At 63.6% G+C, this 17,250-nt stretch carries 12 protein-coding genes; 5 read left to right on the forward strand and 7 right to left on the reverse strand.

Annotated elements, in window-relative coordinates; all coding sequences use genetic code 11:
- Window positions 1-66: 66 nt before the first annotated feature.
- The 4 genes from ACT3UQ_RS00250 to ACT3UQ_RS00265 are packed head-to-tail and all read right to left on the reverse strand — an operon-like array spanning window position 67 to window position 4,913.
- Window positions 67-783: an ATP-binding cassette domain-containing protein gene (locus ACT3UQ_RS00250; protein WP_105649795.1), complete on the reverse strand. Its 717-nt coding sequence runs from the start codon at window positions 781-783 to the stop codon at window positions 67-69.
- Entirely contained in the window at window positions 780-2,333 is a 1,554-nt protein-coding gene (locus tag ACT3UQ_RS00255) for an ABC transporter permease subunit (protein WP_444636305.1), read from the reverse strand. The genes ACT3UQ_RS00250 and ACT3UQ_RS00255 overlap by 4 nt, the downstream gene beginning before the upstream one ends.
- Window positions 2,326-3,348: an ABC transporter permease gene (locus ACT3UQ_RS00260; RefSeq protein WP_258133582.1), complete on the reverse strand. Its 1,023-nt coding sequence runs from the start codon at window positions 3,346-3,348 to the stop codon at window positions 2,326-2,328. Before ACT3UQ_RS00260 ends, ACT3UQ_RS00255 begins: the two co-directional genes overlap by 8 nt.
- Window positions 3,330-4,913: an ABC transporter substrate-binding protein gene (locus ACT3UQ_RS00265; protein WP_444636307.1), complete on the reverse strand. Its 1,584-nt coding sequence runs from the start codon at window positions 4,911-4,913 to the stop codon at window positions 3,330-3,332. Before ACT3UQ_RS00265 ends, ACT3UQ_RS00260 begins: the two co-directional genes overlap by 19 nt.
- Window positions 4,914-5,064: 151 nt before the next feature.
- Between ACT3UQ_RS00265 and ACT3UQ_RS00270 the strand changes: the two genes are divergently transcribed.
- The gene (locus ACT3UQ_RS00270; protein WP_105553619.1) at window positions 5,065-5,424 is read left to right on the forward strand and encodes an ArsR/SmtB family transcription factor; all 360 of its coding nucleotides are present in this window, start codon (window positions 5,065-5,067) and stop codon (window positions 5,422-5,424) included.
- A gap of 52 nt (window positions 5,425-5,476) precedes the next feature.
- Here the strand turns inward: ACT3UQ_RS00270 and ACT3UQ_RS00275 are convergent, their stop codons facing one another.
- Window positions 5,477-6,142, reverse strand: coding sequence for a GntR family transcriptional regulator (locus ACT3UQ_RS00275; protein ID WP_105553618.1), 666 nt, complete (start codon window positions 6,140-6,142; stop codon window positions 5,477-5,479).
- A 127-nt stretch (window positions 6,143-6,269) separates the two neighbouring features.
- On the opposite strand from ACT3UQ_RS00275, the gene ACT3UQ_RS00280 reads away from it, so the two are divergent.
- Window positions 6,270-9,104, forward strand: coding sequence for an FAD-binding and (Fe-S)-binding domain-containing protein (locus ACT3UQ_RS00280; RefSeq protein ID WP_105569810.1), 2,835 nt, complete (start codon window positions 6,270-6,272; stop codon window positions 9,102-9,104).
- Here ACT3UQ_RS00280 and ACT3UQ_RS00285 read toward each other — a convergent pair.
- A complete protein-coding gene (locus ACT3UQ_RS00285; protein ID WP_444636308.1) occupies window positions 9,101-10,297 on the reverse strand; it encodes an MFS transporter in 1,197 nt (398 codons plus the stop codon). The two genes, ACT3UQ_RS00280 and ACT3UQ_RS00285, sit on opposite strands and share 4 nt — an antisense overlap.
- Window positions 10,298-11,374: 1,077 nt before the next feature.
- On the opposite strand from ACT3UQ_RS00285, the gene ACT3UQ_RS00290 reads away from it, so the two are divergent.
- Window positions 11,375-12,175 (forward strand): carbon-nitrogen hydrolase family protein, encoded by an 801-nt coding sequence (locus tag ACT3UQ_RS00290; RefSeq protein ID WP_444636309.1) that lies wholly within the window; start codon window positions 11,375-11,377, stop codon window positions 12,173-12,175.
- Here the strand turns inward: ACT3UQ_RS00290 and ACT3UQ_RS00295 are convergent.
- A complete protein-coding gene (locus ACT3UQ_RS00295; protein WP_181150532.1) occupies window positions 12,172-13,782 on the reverse strand; it encodes a PucR family transcriptional regulator in 1,611 nt (536 codons plus the stop codon). The genes ACT3UQ_RS00290 and ACT3UQ_RS00295 overlap by 4 nt on opposite strands.
- 97 nt (window positions 13,783-13,879) lie before the next feature.
- Between ACT3UQ_RS00295 and ACT3UQ_RS00300 the strand changes: the two genes are divergently transcribed.
- Together ACT3UQ_RS00300 and ACT3UQ_RS00305 are read left to right on the forward strand one after the other, a co-directional pair.
- Window positions 13,880-15,361 (forward strand): amino acid permease, encoded by a 1,482-nt coding sequence (locus tag ACT3UQ_RS00300; protein ID WP_444636310.1) that lies wholly within the window; start codon window positions 13,880-13,882, stop codon window positions 15,359-15,361.
- 126 nt (window positions 15,362-15,487) lie between these two features.
- A complete protein-coding gene (locus ACT3UQ_RS00305) occupies window positions 15,488-17,158 on the forward strand; it encodes a flavin monoamine oxidase family protein (RefSeq protein WP_444636362.1) in 1,671 nt (556 codons plus the stop codon).
- Window positions 17,159-17,250: the final 92 nt, after the last annotated feature.

Raw genomic sequence — 17,250 nt, forward strand, 5'->3', positions numbered from 1 at the left:
AAGCGGAACCCTAAACACCGGGCTCGCAGGCTAAATAGTGGGTCAAAGAGACCGATTGGCGCCGCTTCACACGAGGTCTGGTGCTCCCGGTGCTTTCCGGGCAGTGGCTAAAGGTGGCATAAATGAGCCGGGGAAGTCCAGTACCCGGTCGCAAATCGCGTGCAGGCCGACGGCGTCGTGCGAGGCCAGCAGCACCGCCGAACCTGCCGCCGCCTGCGCCGTGAGCAGCCGCAAGATCGTTGCCTTGGTCTGCTCATCGAGTTGCGCGGTCGGTTCGTCGCACACCAGGACCCAAGGGTCCAGGCTCAGCGCGCGCGCCAGCAGCACCCGCTGGAGCTGGCCATCGGAAACCTCCGCCGCGCGGCGTTGCAGCAATCCCGGGTCGAGCTCGACGCGCAGGCATAGCCGGTGCAATTGGTCGCGGTAGCGTTCGGGGCGGACCTTGATCGCGCCGTCGGCGAAGGCCAGCGGGGCCGCCAACAGGGCACCTAGACGTTGTCGGGGATCGGTGGCCGCGCGCGGGGACTGGGGCACGATGCCAATTTTGGTGCGGATTTCCAGCGGCACCGGGCGGCGCTGGTCCACCGGTTGCCCGGCGACCATTACCCGCCCGCTGGCGGGGGACTTCAGCAACGCCGCAATGTTGAGCATGGTGCTTTTCCCGGCCCCGGAGTCCCCTCGGATACCCACTACTTCGCCCCGCTCGATTCGCAGATTTACCCCGCGAAGCAGGTGCGGCGCACTCGGATATCCAGAGCAGACGTCGACTAATTCCAGGCTCATTGGATCTTCTCCTGCCGCGTTTCTATGCTGCGCGCCACGCGGCCGTCTTGCACCACGCTCACCTCGTCCGCCAGCTCGGCGGCAAGTTCCAGATCATGGGTGACCATGACAACGGTGCGGCCCGCACGGGCCAGATCCTGCAGCACCTCGCCAAGCTGCTGCCGGCTTTGCGGGTCCAAGGCCGAGGTCGGTTCGTCGAGGAGAATCAGCTGCGCGTCGCCGAGCAATGCCAAACCAAGCAGCACGCGTTGGGCCTGGCCGCCGGAGAGCTCATGCGGAAAGCGCATGCGCAATTGCGCATCCAGCCCGACCCGTTCCAAGGTCTGGCCCACCGCCTTGGCGGAGCTGCCGCGGCGCTGCCGGCGCAATTCGCGTCGCATCGTGGCGCCCACGGTGCGCACCGGATTGAGCGCGGTGGCCGCGGACCCCGGAACGAAGGCCAACCTCCCGCCGGTGGCATGAGGCGTGGTTCCCAACTGCAGCCGTGCCCCATGCAGAAACAGGGAACCGGTGGCCTGCAGCGCAGGCGGAAGCACCCCTGCCATGGCGCGCAGAAGCATGGTTTTGCCGACGCCGGAAGGCCCGAGGATGACGTTGACGCGTCCGGTTTTTGCCTGGTAGTTCAGCTCGTGCAGGATCTCGGTGCGCACCCCGGCCTTGGACTCGGACCAGAGCCGCAGGTCCCGGACCTCAATGGCGGGCTGGTTCGCTGCGGTGGGTGCGGATCCCCCGGAAGCGTTCTGCGGTGCCGGCCGCCGAGTCCGGGATCGCGAAACCGATTCGTGGGCCAGTGCGGAGAGCGCCGCGCTGAGCAGCACCAGCAAGCCCGCGGGGATCACCAGCAGCCACCAGGCTCCGGAGAGCACCCCGCCGCGGGCGTCTTCCAGGATGAGCCCCAAGGACGCCGCCTGCGGGGGCAGTCCCACGCCCAGGAAGGACAATGCCGATTCATGCCAGATGGCATGGGGCAGCTGCAGCACCAAGGCGATGGCAGCCTGGGGAGCTACCGCGGGGATCAGGTGATTTACCCAGATCGCCAGGGGCCGCGCGCCAGCCGCCCGGGACAGCGCCACATACTGTGATTCGCGTTCGCTGATTAAACGCGAACGGACAATGCGCGCGACCTGCGTCCAGTGCGTCAGCGCGATCGCGGCGACGATAGCCCACCACCGCCCGGGCCACATGGACAACACCACCACGCTCAGCAGCAGGTGCGGCACCGCGTTCAAGGTGTCCACCAGACGCATGGCGATCCGGTCGACGATTCCCCCTGCGTAGGCGGCCAGCACGCCGACTCCCACACCGATGAGCGTGGATGCGGCAGCGGAGGCCGCTGCCAGCAGCAGTGAGAGCCGCAGCGCCTGCGCCGAACGCACCCACAGGTCCCGTCCCAGCTGATCGGTGCCGAACAGGTGATCGAGGCCTGGCGGATGAAAGACGGCGCTGAGGTCTGCGCGGTGAACCGCCTGCGGGTTCAGCCACGGCACGCACACCGCATAGAGCACCAGCGCGCCAACTATGAGTCCGGCGGAAAGCTGTCGTCTAGACATCGCGCACCCGCGGATCCGCCAGGACGTAACCGGCGTCGGCCAACGCGTTGCCGGCAAAAACCATCAGGCAGGAACAAGCGGTGACGGCCGCGAGCAGGGCAAAATCTCCCGCCACCGCTGCATCGATGACGGCCGAGGCGATGCCCGGCCAGGCGAATACGCTCTCCACGAGGAGCGCCCCGGTGACTAGCTCGCCCAACCTGCTGCCCACCACGGTCAAAAAAGGCAGGGCCGCAACCGGCAATACCTCGTGGCGCAGGATCTGCGCTTCGGATACCCCGCGCCCACGCGCGGCGAGTATCGCATCCGATTCGAGGACCTCGAACATTGAGCTGCGCAGGTTCAGCAGCAGCCAGGGCAGGAGGCTCACGGCCAGGACCATCGCCGGAAGGATCAGATGCACCAGCATGGTGCCGGCGGTCGGGGCCGCTCCGGCCGAGGAGACCCCGCCGGCGGGCATGCCCAATCCCAACGCAAAGATTGCGATGGCGATCAAGGCCAGGACGAAGGGTGGCAGCGCCTGGGCAGACTGCGCGAAGAGCACCACCGCCCGGTCCAGGACGCCCGCTCGGTGCCGTGCGGCCAGCCAGGCCAGCAGCAGAGAAGCCACGACCGCGAGCAGCAAACCGGTCAGGGTTAGCAGCGCGGTATAGGGCAACCGTTCAAGCAGTACCTCGCGCACCGGTTGCGCATAGAGCCGGGAGAATCCCCAGTCGCCGTGCACGGCGTCTACTGCCCAGCGCCACCACATGAGGAACCAAGGGGTGTCCAGCCCCAGCTGTTCGTTCAGCGCTTCGCGCTGGGTGGCATCGGTGCGTACGTAGCGCGAGCCGAGATAGTTGGCTAACGGGTTGAAAGGAGCAACAGAGGCCAGCCAGAACACCAGGGCGGTGATGCCCGCGGTGACCGGCAGGGCCAGGAGCAACCGGCGCACGAGGATGCCTGAGGCGGTGCGCACCCGTAGCCGTTGGCCACCTGGCTGCCCGCGGCGCCGTGTCATTGCTTGCGGGTCCATTCATGGATTTTTGCCCAAGGGCCCCAGGTGGTTCCGTGGTCGTGGGGTTCCAGGAGCAGCGAGGAGGTATGCCAGTGTTCGCTGACGTCGCTGCGCTGCACGTAGGTGTGGTCCAGGAAGGCGAGCAGGAGCATGGAAGGCTGCTGAACGTAGCGCTGCTGAACCTTCCGGTAGGCCGCGGACCGCGCGTCCGGGTCCAGATTGGTGCGTCCGATATGCAGCTGTTCGTCCATCTCCGAGTCGGCATACCGGCTGGGGTTGTCATAGTAGGCCCCGGCTTCCGGGTAGGAGGAATGGAGCATTTTATAGAGTTGGGTATCAACGTCGTAGGGGTCGTCGCCACCGCCGAGCATGATGGCATCTTGGGTGCTGCGTGGCTCGGCCTCGTCAAAGGTCGCTGCCCGAACATCCACCGTGATGCCGAATTCGGCTAGTTGCGCTGCCACCGCCAGGGAGAGGTCGCGGCGCAAGGAATCTCCCGGGTTGTACAGCACGGTGAATGCCGCCTCGGCCCCGTCCTTGCTGCGAACCCCGTGCTCCGACTCGACCCAACCGGACTTGTCGAGCATGGCGGCGGCGCGTTCCGGGTCATGCGCGAAGGTCGCCTTCGCCGCATAATTCCGGCCGTATTCGGGGGAAACGAAGGTATATGCCGGCCGGCCGCTGCCATCGAGCACGGCGTCGATCAGCTGCTCGCGGTCGACCGCGAGGTTCAGCGCCAGCCGTACTTCGGGCTCTGAGGTGAACGGATGCTCCGCGGGCAGGGAGATGCCGCGCCAGTCCGCCGAGGTAGCGGTGAGCACCTCGTAGCCTGCGCGGCCGGCAAAGCTGTGGGCCAGCCGCGGAGGCAGCACCGTGCCGGTGAATCCTCCCGTGGCCAATCGTTGGCTCCGGGCGTTGTCATCGGGCGCCGCCTCGTAGATCACCGGGGAGGCCTGGACCGGACCGGTGCGGTAATTCGGATTGGCGGTGAGCACCAGCTGCGCAGAGGAGAAATTCTCCACGACATACGGCCCGGTGCCAACCGGCGTGCGGCTGAGTGCCGATTCGGCGACCGGTTTTGCCGGGTCGACGAGTTCTGCCGGGGCGATGCCGATCAGCAGCGAGGTCTTGAAGGACACCTGCGCTTCCTTGAGCTTAAAGCGCACGGTATGTTCGTTGGGTGCGGAGACGGACTCCAGATTCTCCAAGCTGCCGGCAAGGGGCGAGGCGGTTCGCGGATCGAGGATCGCCTGGTAGCTGGCCACGACATCTTGGGCGTCGAAGGTGGTGCCGTCGCTGAACTTGATGTCTTGGCTTAGCGAGATATCCCAAACCAGAGAGTCGGCGGAAATTTTTGGTTCTTTGGCCGCCAAGAGGGGCACGAGATTCGGAAGCTGATCCTGTTCGCCTTCGAGGGTGAACAGCGACTCGTTGATTTTCCCTAGGCCGTAGCTGTCGAAGCCGGCCAGCGGATTCAGGGTTTCTGGCAGCGCCGCGGTGAGCAGGGAGATGGGTTGCTCATCAGCAGCCTGTCCGCTGGCAGGCTGGCAGCCGGCGGTGAATAAGATCAGCGGAAGCGTCAAGAAGGCGATAACGCGGCTGCGGCTGTTTGGCGTACGCAGGGAGGATCCTTTCGCTACTCTAGGGTTGGGGGGATATGTTCACAGGATACATGTGTCCAGCCGAACAGGTGTCACGCCGCGGGGACCGAAATTCGGGGGAGGAAGCGAATAGATGGAAAGCAAGCGCAGCCAGATCGCTGCCGATGCGGTCAACGATGCCCAACGACGCATTTCCCAGTGGGCAGAGGTGTTTTCCCTCTGCGCCGATCCGACCCGAATAAAAATACTCTTCGCCATTCATGCAGCCCCGGATTCCTCGGTGAGTCAGCTCGCTGCGGCGGCGGGGCTCAGCGCGAATACTGTCACCCAGGCCTTGGCGACACTGCAGCGGGCGCAGGTAGTTCAATCCACGCCTGACGGGCGTTTCCGGCGCTGGCGGCTAGTTCACGCAGGAGTTCACCAACTCCTGCACCAGATGGATGCGCCGCATTCCGAATTGCACCCCGAGCACCTGCCGCCACAAGCCGAATAAGCACTCGCATCGGCGTCCTCCGGCGGCGTTCGCCGGAAAGGCGGCCAGGCACTTACTTGGCGGTCTGCTGGATATGGTCCAGATGCGCCTCGAGCTTGTTGCTGGCGCGGCTGAGGTGATCGGCCAAGGTGCTGGCGGCCCCCTGCGCGTCATGGGCCTCGATCTGCTTCAGGAGCTTTTGATGCTCCGCGGCTATATCTTTGGTGCTTAGCAGCGTGGCATCCTGCACGTGCGTCATGCACAACCGAATCTCGTCACTGAGCTGGGCATAGCTTGCGCTGGTGCGTTGTGAGCCCAAGGCATTGACCAGCGCAGAATGGAATCTGACATCGGGTTCCACGATCTGCACCGGTGAGGCATTGGATAGCGCGGTGATTTGCGCGTTGGCCTCATATGCTGCCGGTGGAACATGCCCGGTAGTTGCAAGCAATCGCACCGCTTCGGCTTCGATGATTGCGCGCGTCCGGTAGATGTCTCGGGCGTCGGCCGAATTCAGCACGGTGACCCGGGCGCTCTGATGCGCGTTGCGGGTCAAGAGCCCGCTGGCCACCAGGTTTTCGAGTGCCGCCTTCGCGGTGGGTCTCGCCACGGTGTAATGCGCGGCGACGTCCACCTCGCTCAGCGCAGTGCCGGGGGTCAGTTCGCCAGCGAAAATTCTGCTCCGCAGATCATTGATGATCGCCTGGACTACCGAGACGACACCGAGCCTTGCGGGCATGGAATTCCTTTCAAGAAACTTGCTGACCCCTCGAGTATCCCACGAAAGGCACTAACATAGCATGTGTACTTGTTAGACAATTTTCTTATTCGGTAGGCTGGGCCTACCAACCGCACAGGAGCGCATCATGGCATTGAGCACGCCGGCACTCGGCGAAACCAAGGTTTCGCCGAGCATCCTTGACTTGGTCGCCGAGCCCGACCGCGTCAAAACCACGTCAATCGACCGGGTGGCATACGCCTCCGACGCTTCGCACTACCTCTACACCCCGCAGGCGGTGATCATCGCCAAGGACGCAGTCGAGGTTTCGCAGCTTCTTGCGGCCAGCATGCGCGCCGGCCAGCCGGTAACGCTTCGCTCCGGCGGCACCTCGCTCGCCGGCCAGGCGAGCGGTGACGGGTTGATGCTCGACGTGCGTCGAAACTTCCGCGGCATCACGGTGCTTGATCAGGGCAAGCGCGTGCGTGTGCAGCCCGGCGCGACGGTGCGTCAGGTCAATGCGCGGCTCTCGGCATACGGCTTCAAGCTTGGGCCAGACCCGGCCAGCGAGGCGGCCTGCACCATTGGCGGCGTGATCGCCAACAACTCGTCGGGCATGGCATGCGGTACCGAGTTCAACACCTACCGCACGCTGGAATCGATGACCTTTGTGCTTCCCAGCGGCACCATGATCGACACCGCTGCCCCGGATGCCGATGCCAAACTGGCCGCTGCCGAGCCGGAACTTGTCGCCACCCTCGAGCGCTTGCGGGACCGCGTGCGCGGAAATAAGGATTCCGTGGCGCTGATCGAAAAGCACTTTGCCCTGAAGAACACCATGGGCTACGGCATCAATTCCTTCTTGGACCACCAGACGCCGGCGGATCTGCTCGCGCACCTGATTATCGGTTCCGAGGGCACCTTGGCTTTTGTCGCCGAGGCGGTCTTCCGGACCGTGCCGATTCGCAAGCTCGCGATCGCCACCCTGGCGGTCTTTGATTCCTTGGATCTGGCAACTCGCGCGCTACCGGATTTGCTGGACTCGGGCGCGGCGACTCTGGAGCTCATGGACTCCACCTCGCTGCGCGTGGGCCAGAGCCTGCCCGGGGTGCCCGAGGCAATTATGGGCTTCGAAGTCAACGCCCAAGCAGCCCTGCTCGTGGAGTACCATGCGGACTCGGACGAGGAGCTTGCCGGGCTGCAAGGTGATGGGCAGCGCCTGCTGGACGCGGCGTCGCTTCGCGCCCCGGCCGTGCTTTCGGCCGACGCGGTGAACCGCCAGGCCGCGTGGAAGTTCCGCAAGGGACTCTATGCGTCGGTGGCTGGCGCACGCGTTTCGGGAACTACCGCGTTGCTCGAAGACGTTGCGGTGCCCGTTGCCTCGTTGGCCGAAACCTGCGGAAGCCTGCAGGAGCTCTTCGACGAGTACGAGTATGAAGATTCGGTGATCTTCGGCCACGCCAAGGATGGAAATATCCACTTCATGCTCACCGACCGCTTCGAGGGCGAGAGCGCGTTGAACCGCTACAACGCCTTTAACGACAAGATGGTCGACCTGGTGCTCTCCAAGGGCGGCAACCTGAAGGCCGAGCACGGCACCGGGCGCGCCATGGCACCCTTCGTCCGACGCCAGTACGGCGATGAGCTCTACGAAGTCATGGTTCAGCTCAAGGCTGCCTGCGACCCACGGCTGATGCTCAACCCGGGGGTCATCATCGATGAAGACCACGCAGCCCACATCCGCAACATCAAGCTGAACGAGACCATCGAGGTTGAAGCCGACCGCTGCGTTGAGTGCGGTTACTGCGAGCCCGTCTGCCCATCCAAGGACCTGACGCTGACCCCACGCCAGCGCATCGCAGTGCGCCGCGCGATCGCCAAGGCCGAGGCCGAAGGCAACCAGGAGCTCGCCGCAGAGCTCGAGCGCGACTTCGCATACTCCGCGGTGGAGACCTGCGCGGTGGACGGCATGTGCGTCACCGCCTGCCCGGTGCAGATCAATACCGGCCTGCTGGTCAAGCGTCTGCGCCGCGAGGATGCGAACCCGGCGATGGCGGCCGGGTTCAAGGCCGCGGCCAAGGGCTGGGGCGCGGCAACTCGCGTCGGCTCGGTGGCGTTGAGCGTTGCAGACAAGTTCCCGGCGTCGCTGGTCCGTGGCGCCACCGACGTGGCCCGCAAGGTCGTGGGCAACGACACCATGCCGCGCTATGACGCAGATCTGCCGGCCGGCGGCAAGGCGCGCAAGCCGCTGACGGGAAATCTTGGTGCCGCGGGTACCGAGCCAAGCGCCATCTACCTGCCTGCCTGCGTGAACTCGATGTTCGGCCCTGGCGGCGAAGGGCAGGGGGTGGCTCCGGCCTTCGAACAGCTGCTGCAGCAGGCAGGCATTTCGGTGCTGGTTCCGGAAGGCATCGAATCGATGTGCTGCGGTACCCCATGGAGCTCGAAGGGCTACGAGGACGGGCATGCGGTGATGGCCCAACGCGTGCTCGATCAAGTCCACGCCGCCCAGCCGGCGTTTAGGCTACCGGTAATTTCCGATGCAACCAGCTGCACCGAGGGCTTCGCGCATACCTTGGAAGAGCACGGCTTTGAGGTAGTCGACCTGCTGGCCTTCACCTCGCGGCACCTGCTGGACAAGCTCCCGCAAGCCAAGCGGGTCGATTCGCTGACCCTGCACCCCACCTGTTCGTCAACGCAGATGGGCCTGAACGGTGATCTGCAGCAGGTCGCCGAAGCGGTCGCGGAAACCGTGCACGTTCCGGTGAATTGGGGTTGCTGCGCCTTTGCCGGAGACCGCGGCATGCTGCACCCGGAGCTAACCGCCTCGGCCACCGCACGCGAAGCCGCCGAGGTGCGCGAGCTGGACGCCAGCGCCCACGCCTCGTGCAACCGCACCTGCGAGCTGGGCATGAGCCGGGCTACCGGCAAGGACTACCGCCATGTAATTGAACTGCTGGCGCAAGGCACCGGGACCGCTTAGCCGCGCGCGACGAGGCGGACCGCGGACAAGGTGCCGATGGCGAAGACCAGGGTTGCGGCCAGCACCAGAGCCAGCGGTGCGTCCCAGCCCCCGGTGGTGGTATTGAGCCACCCGGCCAACGGCGGAGCGATGGTAGCCGCTACATATCCTCCGCCCTGGATTCGAGCGGAGGCGGAGGCCGCCTGCGCATTTGTGCTGGTGATCCGCGGGATAAGCGAGAAGATCGCGGTGAACCCTCCACCCTGGGCGACTCCGCCGATCACCGAGAATGCAATGTAGGCCTCTGGTGCGGCCAGCAATCCCAAGGGCAGTGCAATCCAGCAGATGGCTACGACGAGCGCCGGAACCCAGGGGCCGGTGCGGGCGGCCAGCAGCGGAACGCCCAAGGCGCCCACCACCGCGGCGATCTGGAACAGCGAAGCGCTAGCGGCCGAGGAAGCAAGGGAAAGCCCCGCGGTTTCGGCCAGCAGCAACGGAAGCCAGGTGGTGGTCGCGTAGTAGGCGGCGGATTGGCCGCAGAAACCGAAGACCAGCAGGGCGGTCACCTTGCGGTTCCGGGATCTCGCGGCAACCAGCATCGCGGCGTCGGCTTCGGTCGTGGGTCGTTTGGGAGCAGGGTCGTCCGGCAACTCGGCGGACGTGGCGCCCGCGCGGCGCATCCGGAGAAGCAGCAGCCAGAAAACCAGCCCCAAGGCGGTGACAACCGTCCATCCGGCGATCGCGATGCGCCAGCCGAAAGCGGCCGCGAGCGGGGCGGTCCCGAGCAAGGTCACCATGGAACCGACATTCATGGCCGCGGAATACACGCCCGTCGCCACCGGGGCCCGCCGCCACGGCACGTCGCGGCGAATGATGACCGGAACTACGATGTTTCCCAAGGTTATCGCCGCGCCGATCAGCACCGTGCCAGCCAGCAGGAGCGGGGCAGAGCCCAGCGAGCGGATTATCGTCCCGACCAGCACGCCGACCAAGCACAAGATGACGGTGGCCTCGGCGCAGAAACTGCGTATGGTGCCGGTTGCCAGAGGCGTCGCGATGGCGAAAAGTAAAACCGGCAGACCCGTGAGCAATCCGGCTCCGGCGGCGCTGAGCCCGGTGTCGGATTGGATGTCGGCCATGACCGCGGTGGGTGAGATGATCGGCGCACGCAGGCTCAGCGCCAAAATGGCGATTCCGGCGATGACCCAGAGCAAGGCCCAATTCTTCTTGGCTGGGTTGCGATGCGTGGCGATCTCCTTAAGTACACGAGTCGGGGCTCACCTCAAACCCTAGAGCAGAAACGCTAGTGGGTCGGTTATTCCTAAATATGACGCAACAACACGAGGCCCCTTCTGCCCGCAGAGATCGCCCTCTGCCATCCGTGGTAACACAAGAGTTCGGCGCCAGCGGCAAATAGGTCGAGCGCCTTCGCAGATTTCGAAGGCGCTCGAGTATTCGACCCTCGCGGGAGGAAACAGAAAGCTTCTGTGGCTACCCAGCATTTGCCCCCAAAATAATGCAGATGCTGGGGCGCTGGCCACCTATGCGAGAATGGGCTGGAGACGACGTTAATCGATCTACCAGAACTAACGACACCGCAACAACTTGAAACTTCTAGCTACAACGATTTTAGCCAGCTAGCCGCTGCATCGGCAAGCGAAATGGTGGCGTTCGTACGAATCTGAGCAAGGTGAACAAGTGTGAAAAACCTGTATGATCAGGTCAAATAACACATTCTTGTTTTGGAATATATATAGAGGCATATCGGCCCGGGCTCACTCAGGGTGAAATGTCTTCCACGAAATGATCAAAGCTGACGGCCGGCTCCTACAATTAATTCACTAGGCGGAACAAATTACCGTGCGAAAACGAGGACCGTCGATGCGCCGGATTTCAAGGGGAAGCCCTGAAATCTGCGTTCGCCCTTGGCTGGCGTCGCAGGCGACTTGCGGCAATTGCGTCCTGACCGCAATGCGGGCCGGTCGGAGCAATCCGGCGCTGGTTCGATACGCGGCACGAGTCCCGGTCATTTGCTTGCCGGGTGCCACGAAATACTGCTCTGGCTGCATGTAAATTCGGGTTGCCATTTGCGGCAAACCGCCTGAAGCGGTGGGCAATCTTGGAAAATTCCCTGGTTCGAAAGGCTCCCCAAGTGGCATCAGCCCGCTCCATGGGCATGAATGGCGGTTCAAATTATCCTGAATACCACCTTCTCGGTGCTATTCACCCCTGCGATTCCTCGGTGGCCAGCACGTAGTCTGTAATCACATACGGAGACTAGGGAGAATCGAATGCGGATCGCGGTACTGCAAGCCGAGGCAACGGTGCTGAATATTGAGTCCAACCTCGCCTTGCTTGAGGATGCCGCGGCCCGCGCCTCCTCCGGAGGAGCAAGTATCCTGCTAACCCCGGAGCTTTTCACCGTGGGCTATGCACCCAAGTTGCTCCGTGCCGGCCTTGAAGAATCGGTGCTTCCTTCGGTGGTTGAACGGCTTGCGCAGATCGCGGCGAAGCACAAGATTGCGCTGCTTTATTCGTTGCCGCAGCGCGGCGACACCGGATGGCACATCACCTCGACCTTCATTGATGATTCCGGGAAGATGCTGGCGAACTACGTGAAGGTGCACTTATTCGGCACTGAAGAACTGCAAGCTTTTGTTCCGGGATCTTTGGCAGCCACGGTGCTCGACTACCGCGGGATACGGCTTGGGCTGGCCATCTGCTTCGACATCGAGTTCCCGGAAGTGGTCCGCGAAGCAGCCGTCCGCGGCGTTCAGCTCTTGCTGGTGCCCACTGCCTTGGGGGTGGGCTATGAGCGGGTGTGCACCACCTTGGTGCCCGCAAGGGCCATGGAAAACCAGTTGTATGTGGCTTACGCAAACCACACCGGAACGCAGAATGGATTTGCCCTGGCCGGGTCCAGCGTCATTGCAGGACCGGACGGTGAGCTGCTGGCCGGTGGCGGGACCGAACCGGAGCTGCTCTTTGCTGATATCAAGCCGCGGCATATTGCCGAGGCGCAAGCCCGGGTCCCGTATTTGAACGCCTCGAGACCTGACCTGTACCGACAGTGGGCTCAGGAGCGCCCCTAACTGGTCTTGATAAACGACAACGCCAGCAGCAGCTCCATCCGAATCGTGGCCTCGGTGAGGTCCACGTGCAGCAGTTCGCCAATCGTGCCGATATGCCGACGCACCGAGTTCCGGTGCAAGCTGACGGTGCTGGCCGTCAGATCCCACGAGCCATTGGCGCCCAACCACGCCCGCAGTACCGCCAAATACAGATCTCGACGCGCAGCCGGGAGGGCCAAGACCCCGGCAAGCCGCTGCTCTGCCAACTGCATGCTCGCTTCCTGCGGAAGCAGCGACGCGAAGGTGCGCGGCAATTGTGCCGCGTCCAGGCTCCGGCGTTCTTCGAGAATTCGAGGGAGCAGGGCCTTGGCCTGGATCGCCAGATCCCCAAGTGAAGAACCAGCTCGCTCGTCCACCGCTGCTGGGTGGCTGAATGCGGCCAGATAACCTGCGTCTTCGAGCCGTTTGAACAGGTGCGGGTTCGGGGCCGCTTGCGTAAGTGCCAGGAGCTGTTCGCCGGAGGAGGACACCAGCCTTGTTTCCAGCAAGGAACGCAATGTGGTGATGTGGTGGGCGAAATTGGATTCGGGATCCGGACTCTGCTGGGCGATGGCGGCCACACGGATCTGGCGTTGCGCGCCACCGGTGCTCTGGATCAGCAGTCGCAGCTGCTGCTCATCGAGTGCGCTACGCGATCCCAGCAGCAGGCTGCTTGCAAGCTGCGTCGGGGCGAACGAACCTGAGACCTTCTGCCTAGCCACGACTTCCAGCAATCCGAGCGCGGTAGCCACCAGATTATGCTCCACGGCCGTGGGGGTCTGCGCAAAGCTTGCCTGCAGGACGCCCAGCAACGCCGCCTGGCGGCGCCCGGGGGCCACCGCGCGAATCGGGAATCCAAGATGCGTGCCCGTCGAGTCCTGAAGCAGCGCAAATTGTTGGCTGCCGTCGGACTGTGTGGCCTGCTCGTACAGCAGTTCAGTTACTTCGGAGGAGAGCGTGGGGCCGTCCGGAGCGCAGGCAGAATAGCGCAGCCGCAGGGTGCTGCCGAAGAGGCGGACCGTGCACTGGGCACGCTGCGAAAGCGTCGCCACGAGCTGCTGTTCGGGGTTTCGATCCGAGACGCAGCGGATGAGCGCACGGTTCGCTTCCGCATTATTGCGCAGCAGGGCCGCACCGTCGGCTTCCAGGAGCTTGGAAAAGGCGATGCCCACCGCGGCGAAGGGAAGGCTGGCCGGTATCTCCCACAGCGTCAGATTAAAGCGCTTGCAGGCTCGAATTACCGTTTTCGGGATCTCGGTGAAATAGGGTTCCAATCCGAAACCCAGGGCGCTGACCTTCGCTTCGGAAAGCCGGTGAATGAACTCATCCACCTTCTGCTGGTCTTCTTCGACGCCGACTAGGGGAAATCCGCTGGTGAGAATCAATTCGTTATCCAGCAGATAATCGGTTGGGTCATCCATATCGCTGGGTTCGACCCAGCGCAGGGGGAGATCCCCGGAGTCGTGGACCACTCTCACCTCGCCCGGCAGCTGGCGGAGGAAACGGCCCATGCTCATCGTATTTCCGGGGAGCGCCGTGAAGTTTCGAGTCGATCCAGGCGCTTGCCCATTAGGTGCATTTTGTCCCATGTTCAATAATATTAGTTCAAAAACGCCTCCCCTGAGATGTGACTCACAGCCATAGGGTTGAGTTCGACAGAAAATTTCTCCCCAGTGAGGTTTCAGCATGAACAGCACCCTCGAAACGACTGATCGGCCAAGCACTGCCCTCGGGCCGCAGCTGCGCCGACGCAAGTCGATCAGCAGCATGCTTCGGGAAGCGGAGACGAATTCGGGACATGGCCAGCTGCGCCGTTCGCTCGGCGTGGTCCAACTGACCATGATCAGCATCGGTGCGACCATGGGTACCGGCATACTGGTGATCCTCGGTGCCACCGTGCCGATCGCCGGCCCGGCCATCTGGATCTCCTTCGTGATTGCCGGCGTGACGGCTCTGCTCTCGGCGGTCTCCTACGCCGAGATGGCGGGCATGGTCCCGGTGGCCGGATCGAGCTATTCGTATTCCTATGCGACCATGGGCGAAGGCATCGCCTGGATCTGCGGATGGTGCCTCGTGCTCGAATACGCGGTCTCGGTAGCCGCGGTGGCAGTCGGCGCCGGTGAATACGTGAACGAGACGCTGCGGGCCTTCGGCCTGGAACTGCCCACCGCGCTGGCTGGCGGACCGGGCGAGGGCGGCGTGGCAAACCTGCCTGCACTGATCGTCGTGGTGCTGGCGACGCTGCTGCTGGTGCGCGGCGCCAAGGAATCCGCCTGGGTCAACACGGTGGTTGTCATCATCAAGGCCAGCATCCTGCTGCTCTTCTGCGCGGTGGCATTCAGTGCGTTCAACGCAGGAAATTTCGAACCGCTCCTGCCGATGGGCGCCGCCGGAGTGACCGCGGCCGCTTCGACGGTGTTCTTCTCCTACATCGGATTCGATGCGGCGTCCACGGCCGGAGAGGAAGCGGTAAATCCCAAACGCGACATGCCGCGCGCCATTCTGTGGTCCATGCTGATCGTCACCATCACCTATGTGCTGGTAGCCGTCTCCGCTATTGGCGCACGCGAATGGAACTGGTTCGAGGGAACCGAAGCGGCGCTCGTGCAGATCATCGGTGAAGTAACCGGCCAGCCTTGGCTGGTGCTGCTCTTCGCGGTCGCCGCGGTGCTGGCCATAGCCTCCGTGGTGCTCACGGTGCTCTACGGGCAAACCAGGATTCTGCTGTCGATGTCCCGTGACGGACTGATTCCCAAGACCTTCGGCGAGATCTCTTCGCGTACCGGAACGCCGGTCCGCGGAACCCTCATTACCGGCTTCCTGGTCGCGGCCACCGCCGGCTTCATTCCCCTCGGTGCGCTGGCGGATGCCACCAGTATCGGTACGCTCTTCGCCTTTGCGCTGGTGGGCGTCTCGGTGATGTATCTGCGTCGCAGGCAGCCGCTGGCGCCGCGGACCTTCCGGGTGCCCTTCTACCCGCTAACCCCGATCCTCGGCGTTGCCGCCTGCGTGTTCCTGATGAGCCAGCTCGGGCCTGACACCTGGTTCGTCTTCGGCATCTGGATGCTTGCAGGCATCGGCATCTACTTGGGCTACGGGCGCAGCCGCTCCCGGCTGGGCCAATTATCCAAGAAAGAATACATCGCCAGCCACATCGGCGAACAGTAGCAATTTTCCCTATACTCCAACTAATGGCACGAACCAAAGGAAACGCAGGACACTCCCATGAGCACTTTTGAGACCGCAGCTACCTCATCTTCCGGCACCGCGCCACAGAACGATGGCAGCATCAATATGCTCAATCCGGACTTTCCGTTCGGCTACGACCTCTTTCTGGCGCACCCCGACGGCCTGGGAAGCGTGCCGGCGGAGCTCTACGGCACCGAGGTGGCCGTCATTGGCGCCGGATTGTCGGGTTTGGTCACCGCGTATGAGCTGATGAAGATGGGGCTCAAGCCAGTGATCTTCGAAGCGGACGAAATTGGAGGCCGGCTGCGTACCGCCAGTTTCCAGGCAGCACCGCAGATCACCTGCGACCTTGGAGGGATGCGCTTCCCGGTGTCCAGCAAGGCGCTGTTCCACTACATCGACGAGCTGGGGCTGGAAACCTTCGATTTCCCGAACCCGCTGGCGGAGCCAACCGGTTCAACCGTCATAGAGCTCAAGGGCCAGAAGATCTATGTGGAAGACCCGGACGACCTGCCGGTCTTCTACCGCGAAGTGGCCGAGGCGTGGAAGCGTGCCCTGCAGGATGATGCCCAGTTCGAGCAGATGCAGCAGGCCATCAAAGCCCGCGATACCGCAAAGATCAAAAGCATCTGGAATGATCTACTCGACGAATATGACGAGGAAAGCTTCTATGGATTCATCGCGAATTCCCGGGCCTTCAAGGAAGCCGGCTTTGAGCACCGCGAGGCCTTCGGCCAAGTCGGCTTCGGCTCCGGTGGCTGGGATACCGACTTTCCGAACTCCATCCTGGAAATTCTTCGTGTGGTGTACACGGATGCCGATGACAACCACCGGGGTCTGAGCGGCGGCGCCGCGAAACTCCCGCATGCCCTGTGGAACCACGGGCCACAGGAGCTGGCCCACTGGCCTGCGGGCACCTCGCTGGCCTCGCTGCATGGTGGCGCGCCGCGCGGGGCCGTGGCCGAGATTCGGCGCTCGCAACGGAAGGGTTTCGGCGGCGCCCAAGCGATCGAGGTGACCGAGCGCTTCGGCAGCAGCCGCACCTTCGGCGCGGTGGTCTCCACGGTGCAGTCCTGGCTGCTGTCCACCGGTATCAAAACCGAGGAGGGGCTATTCCCGGCAGAACTGTGGACCGCTATCGAGCGGAGCCATTATATGCAGTCATCCAAGACCTTCGTCATGGTAGATCGTCCGTTCTGGAAGGACCGCGATCCAGTCACCGGCGAGTACCTGATGTCCATGACGCTCACCGACCGGTTGAATCGTGCCACATACCTCTTGGATAACGGCGAGGGCCAGCCGGCGGTCATTTTGCTCTCCTACACCTGGAATGACGACGCGCTGAAGTGGCTGTCGCTGCCTGCCGAACGCCGCATGGAACTCATGCTTCATTCGCTGGAGAAGATCTACCCGAAGCTGGACATCCGAAGCCACATCGTGGGTCAACCGATTACGGTTTCATGGGAGGCAGACCCGAACTTCATGGGTGCATTCAAGGCAAACCTGCCCGGGCACTACCGGTACCAGGAACGCCTGTATACGCACTTCGACCAGCGGGAGCTGCCCGCCGAACACCGCGGGATCTTCCTGGCTGGTGATGACGTGTCGTGGACTGCGGGGTGGGCCGAGGGCGCGGTGACCACAGGGCTGAACGCCGTTTGGGGTGTGCTCCAGCACCTCGGCGGCCAGGATGCCGCGCAAAATCCTGGCCCGGGCCAGTTCCTTGACGAGCTGGGGCCGATGAAGCTGAAAGACGCGGACGAACTGGTTTCCTGATTCGAGCGCCCGGGGATGAATCGTCCCCGGGCGCTCGGTGTCCCACCTCGTGGCAACGCCCGGCTCCAGCTAGCGCAATCGGTGTGGCATGG

The sequence above is a fragment of the Glutamicibacter sp. AOP12-B1-11 genome, assembly GCF_052379245.1.
Taxonomy (GTDB): Bacteria; Actinomycetota; Actinomycetes; order Actinomycetales; family Micrococcaceae; genus Glutamicibacter.

What these genes read in the sequence shown, in the direction of transcription:
- ACT3UQ_RS00300 (WP_444636310.1), top strand. Translation starts at nt 13,880, where the DNA reads ATGAACAGCACCCTCGAAACGACTGATCGGCCAAGCACTGCCCTCGGG.
- ACT3UQ_RS00290 (WP_444636309.1), top strand. Translation starts at nt 11,375, where the DNA reads ATGCGGATCGCGGTACTGCAAGCCGAGGCAACGGTGCTGAATATTGAG.
- ACT3UQ_RS00250 (WP_105649795.1), bottom strand. Translation starts at nt 783, where the DNA reads ATGAGCCTGGAATTAGTCGACGTCTGCTCTGGATATCCGAGTGCGCCG.
- ACT3UQ_RS00270 (WP_105553619.1), top strand. Translation starts at nt 5,065, where the DNA reads ATGGAAAGCAAGCGCAGCCAGATCGCTGCCGATGCGGTCAACGATGCC.
- ACT3UQ_RS00260 (WP_258133582.1), bottom strand. Translation starts at nt 3,348, where the DNA reads ATGGACCCGCAAGCAATGACACGGCGCCGCGGGCAGCCAGGTGGCCAA.
- ACT3UQ_RS00305 (WP_444636362.1), top strand. Translation starts at nt 15,488, where the DNA reads ATGCTCAATCCGGACTTTCCGTTCGGCTACGACCTCTTTCTGGCGCAC.
- ACT3UQ_RS00295 (WP_181150532.1), bottom strand. Translation starts at nt 13,782, where the DNA reads ATGGGACAAAATGCACCTAATGGGCAAGCGCCTGGATCGACTCGAAAC.
- ACT3UQ_RS00275 (WP_105553618.1), bottom strand. Translation starts at nt 6,142, where the DNA reads ATGCCCGCAAGGCTCGGTGTCGTCTCGGTAGTCCAGGCGATCATCAAT.
- ACT3UQ_RS00255 (WP_444636305.1), bottom strand. Translation starts at nt 2,333, where the DNA reads ATGTCTAGACGACAGCTTTCCGCCGGACTCATAGTTGGCGCGCTGGTG.
- ACT3UQ_RS00280 (WP_105569810.1), top strand. Translation starts at nt 6,270, where the DNA reads ATGGCATTGAGCACGCCGGCACTCGGCGAAACCAAGGTTTCGCCGAGC.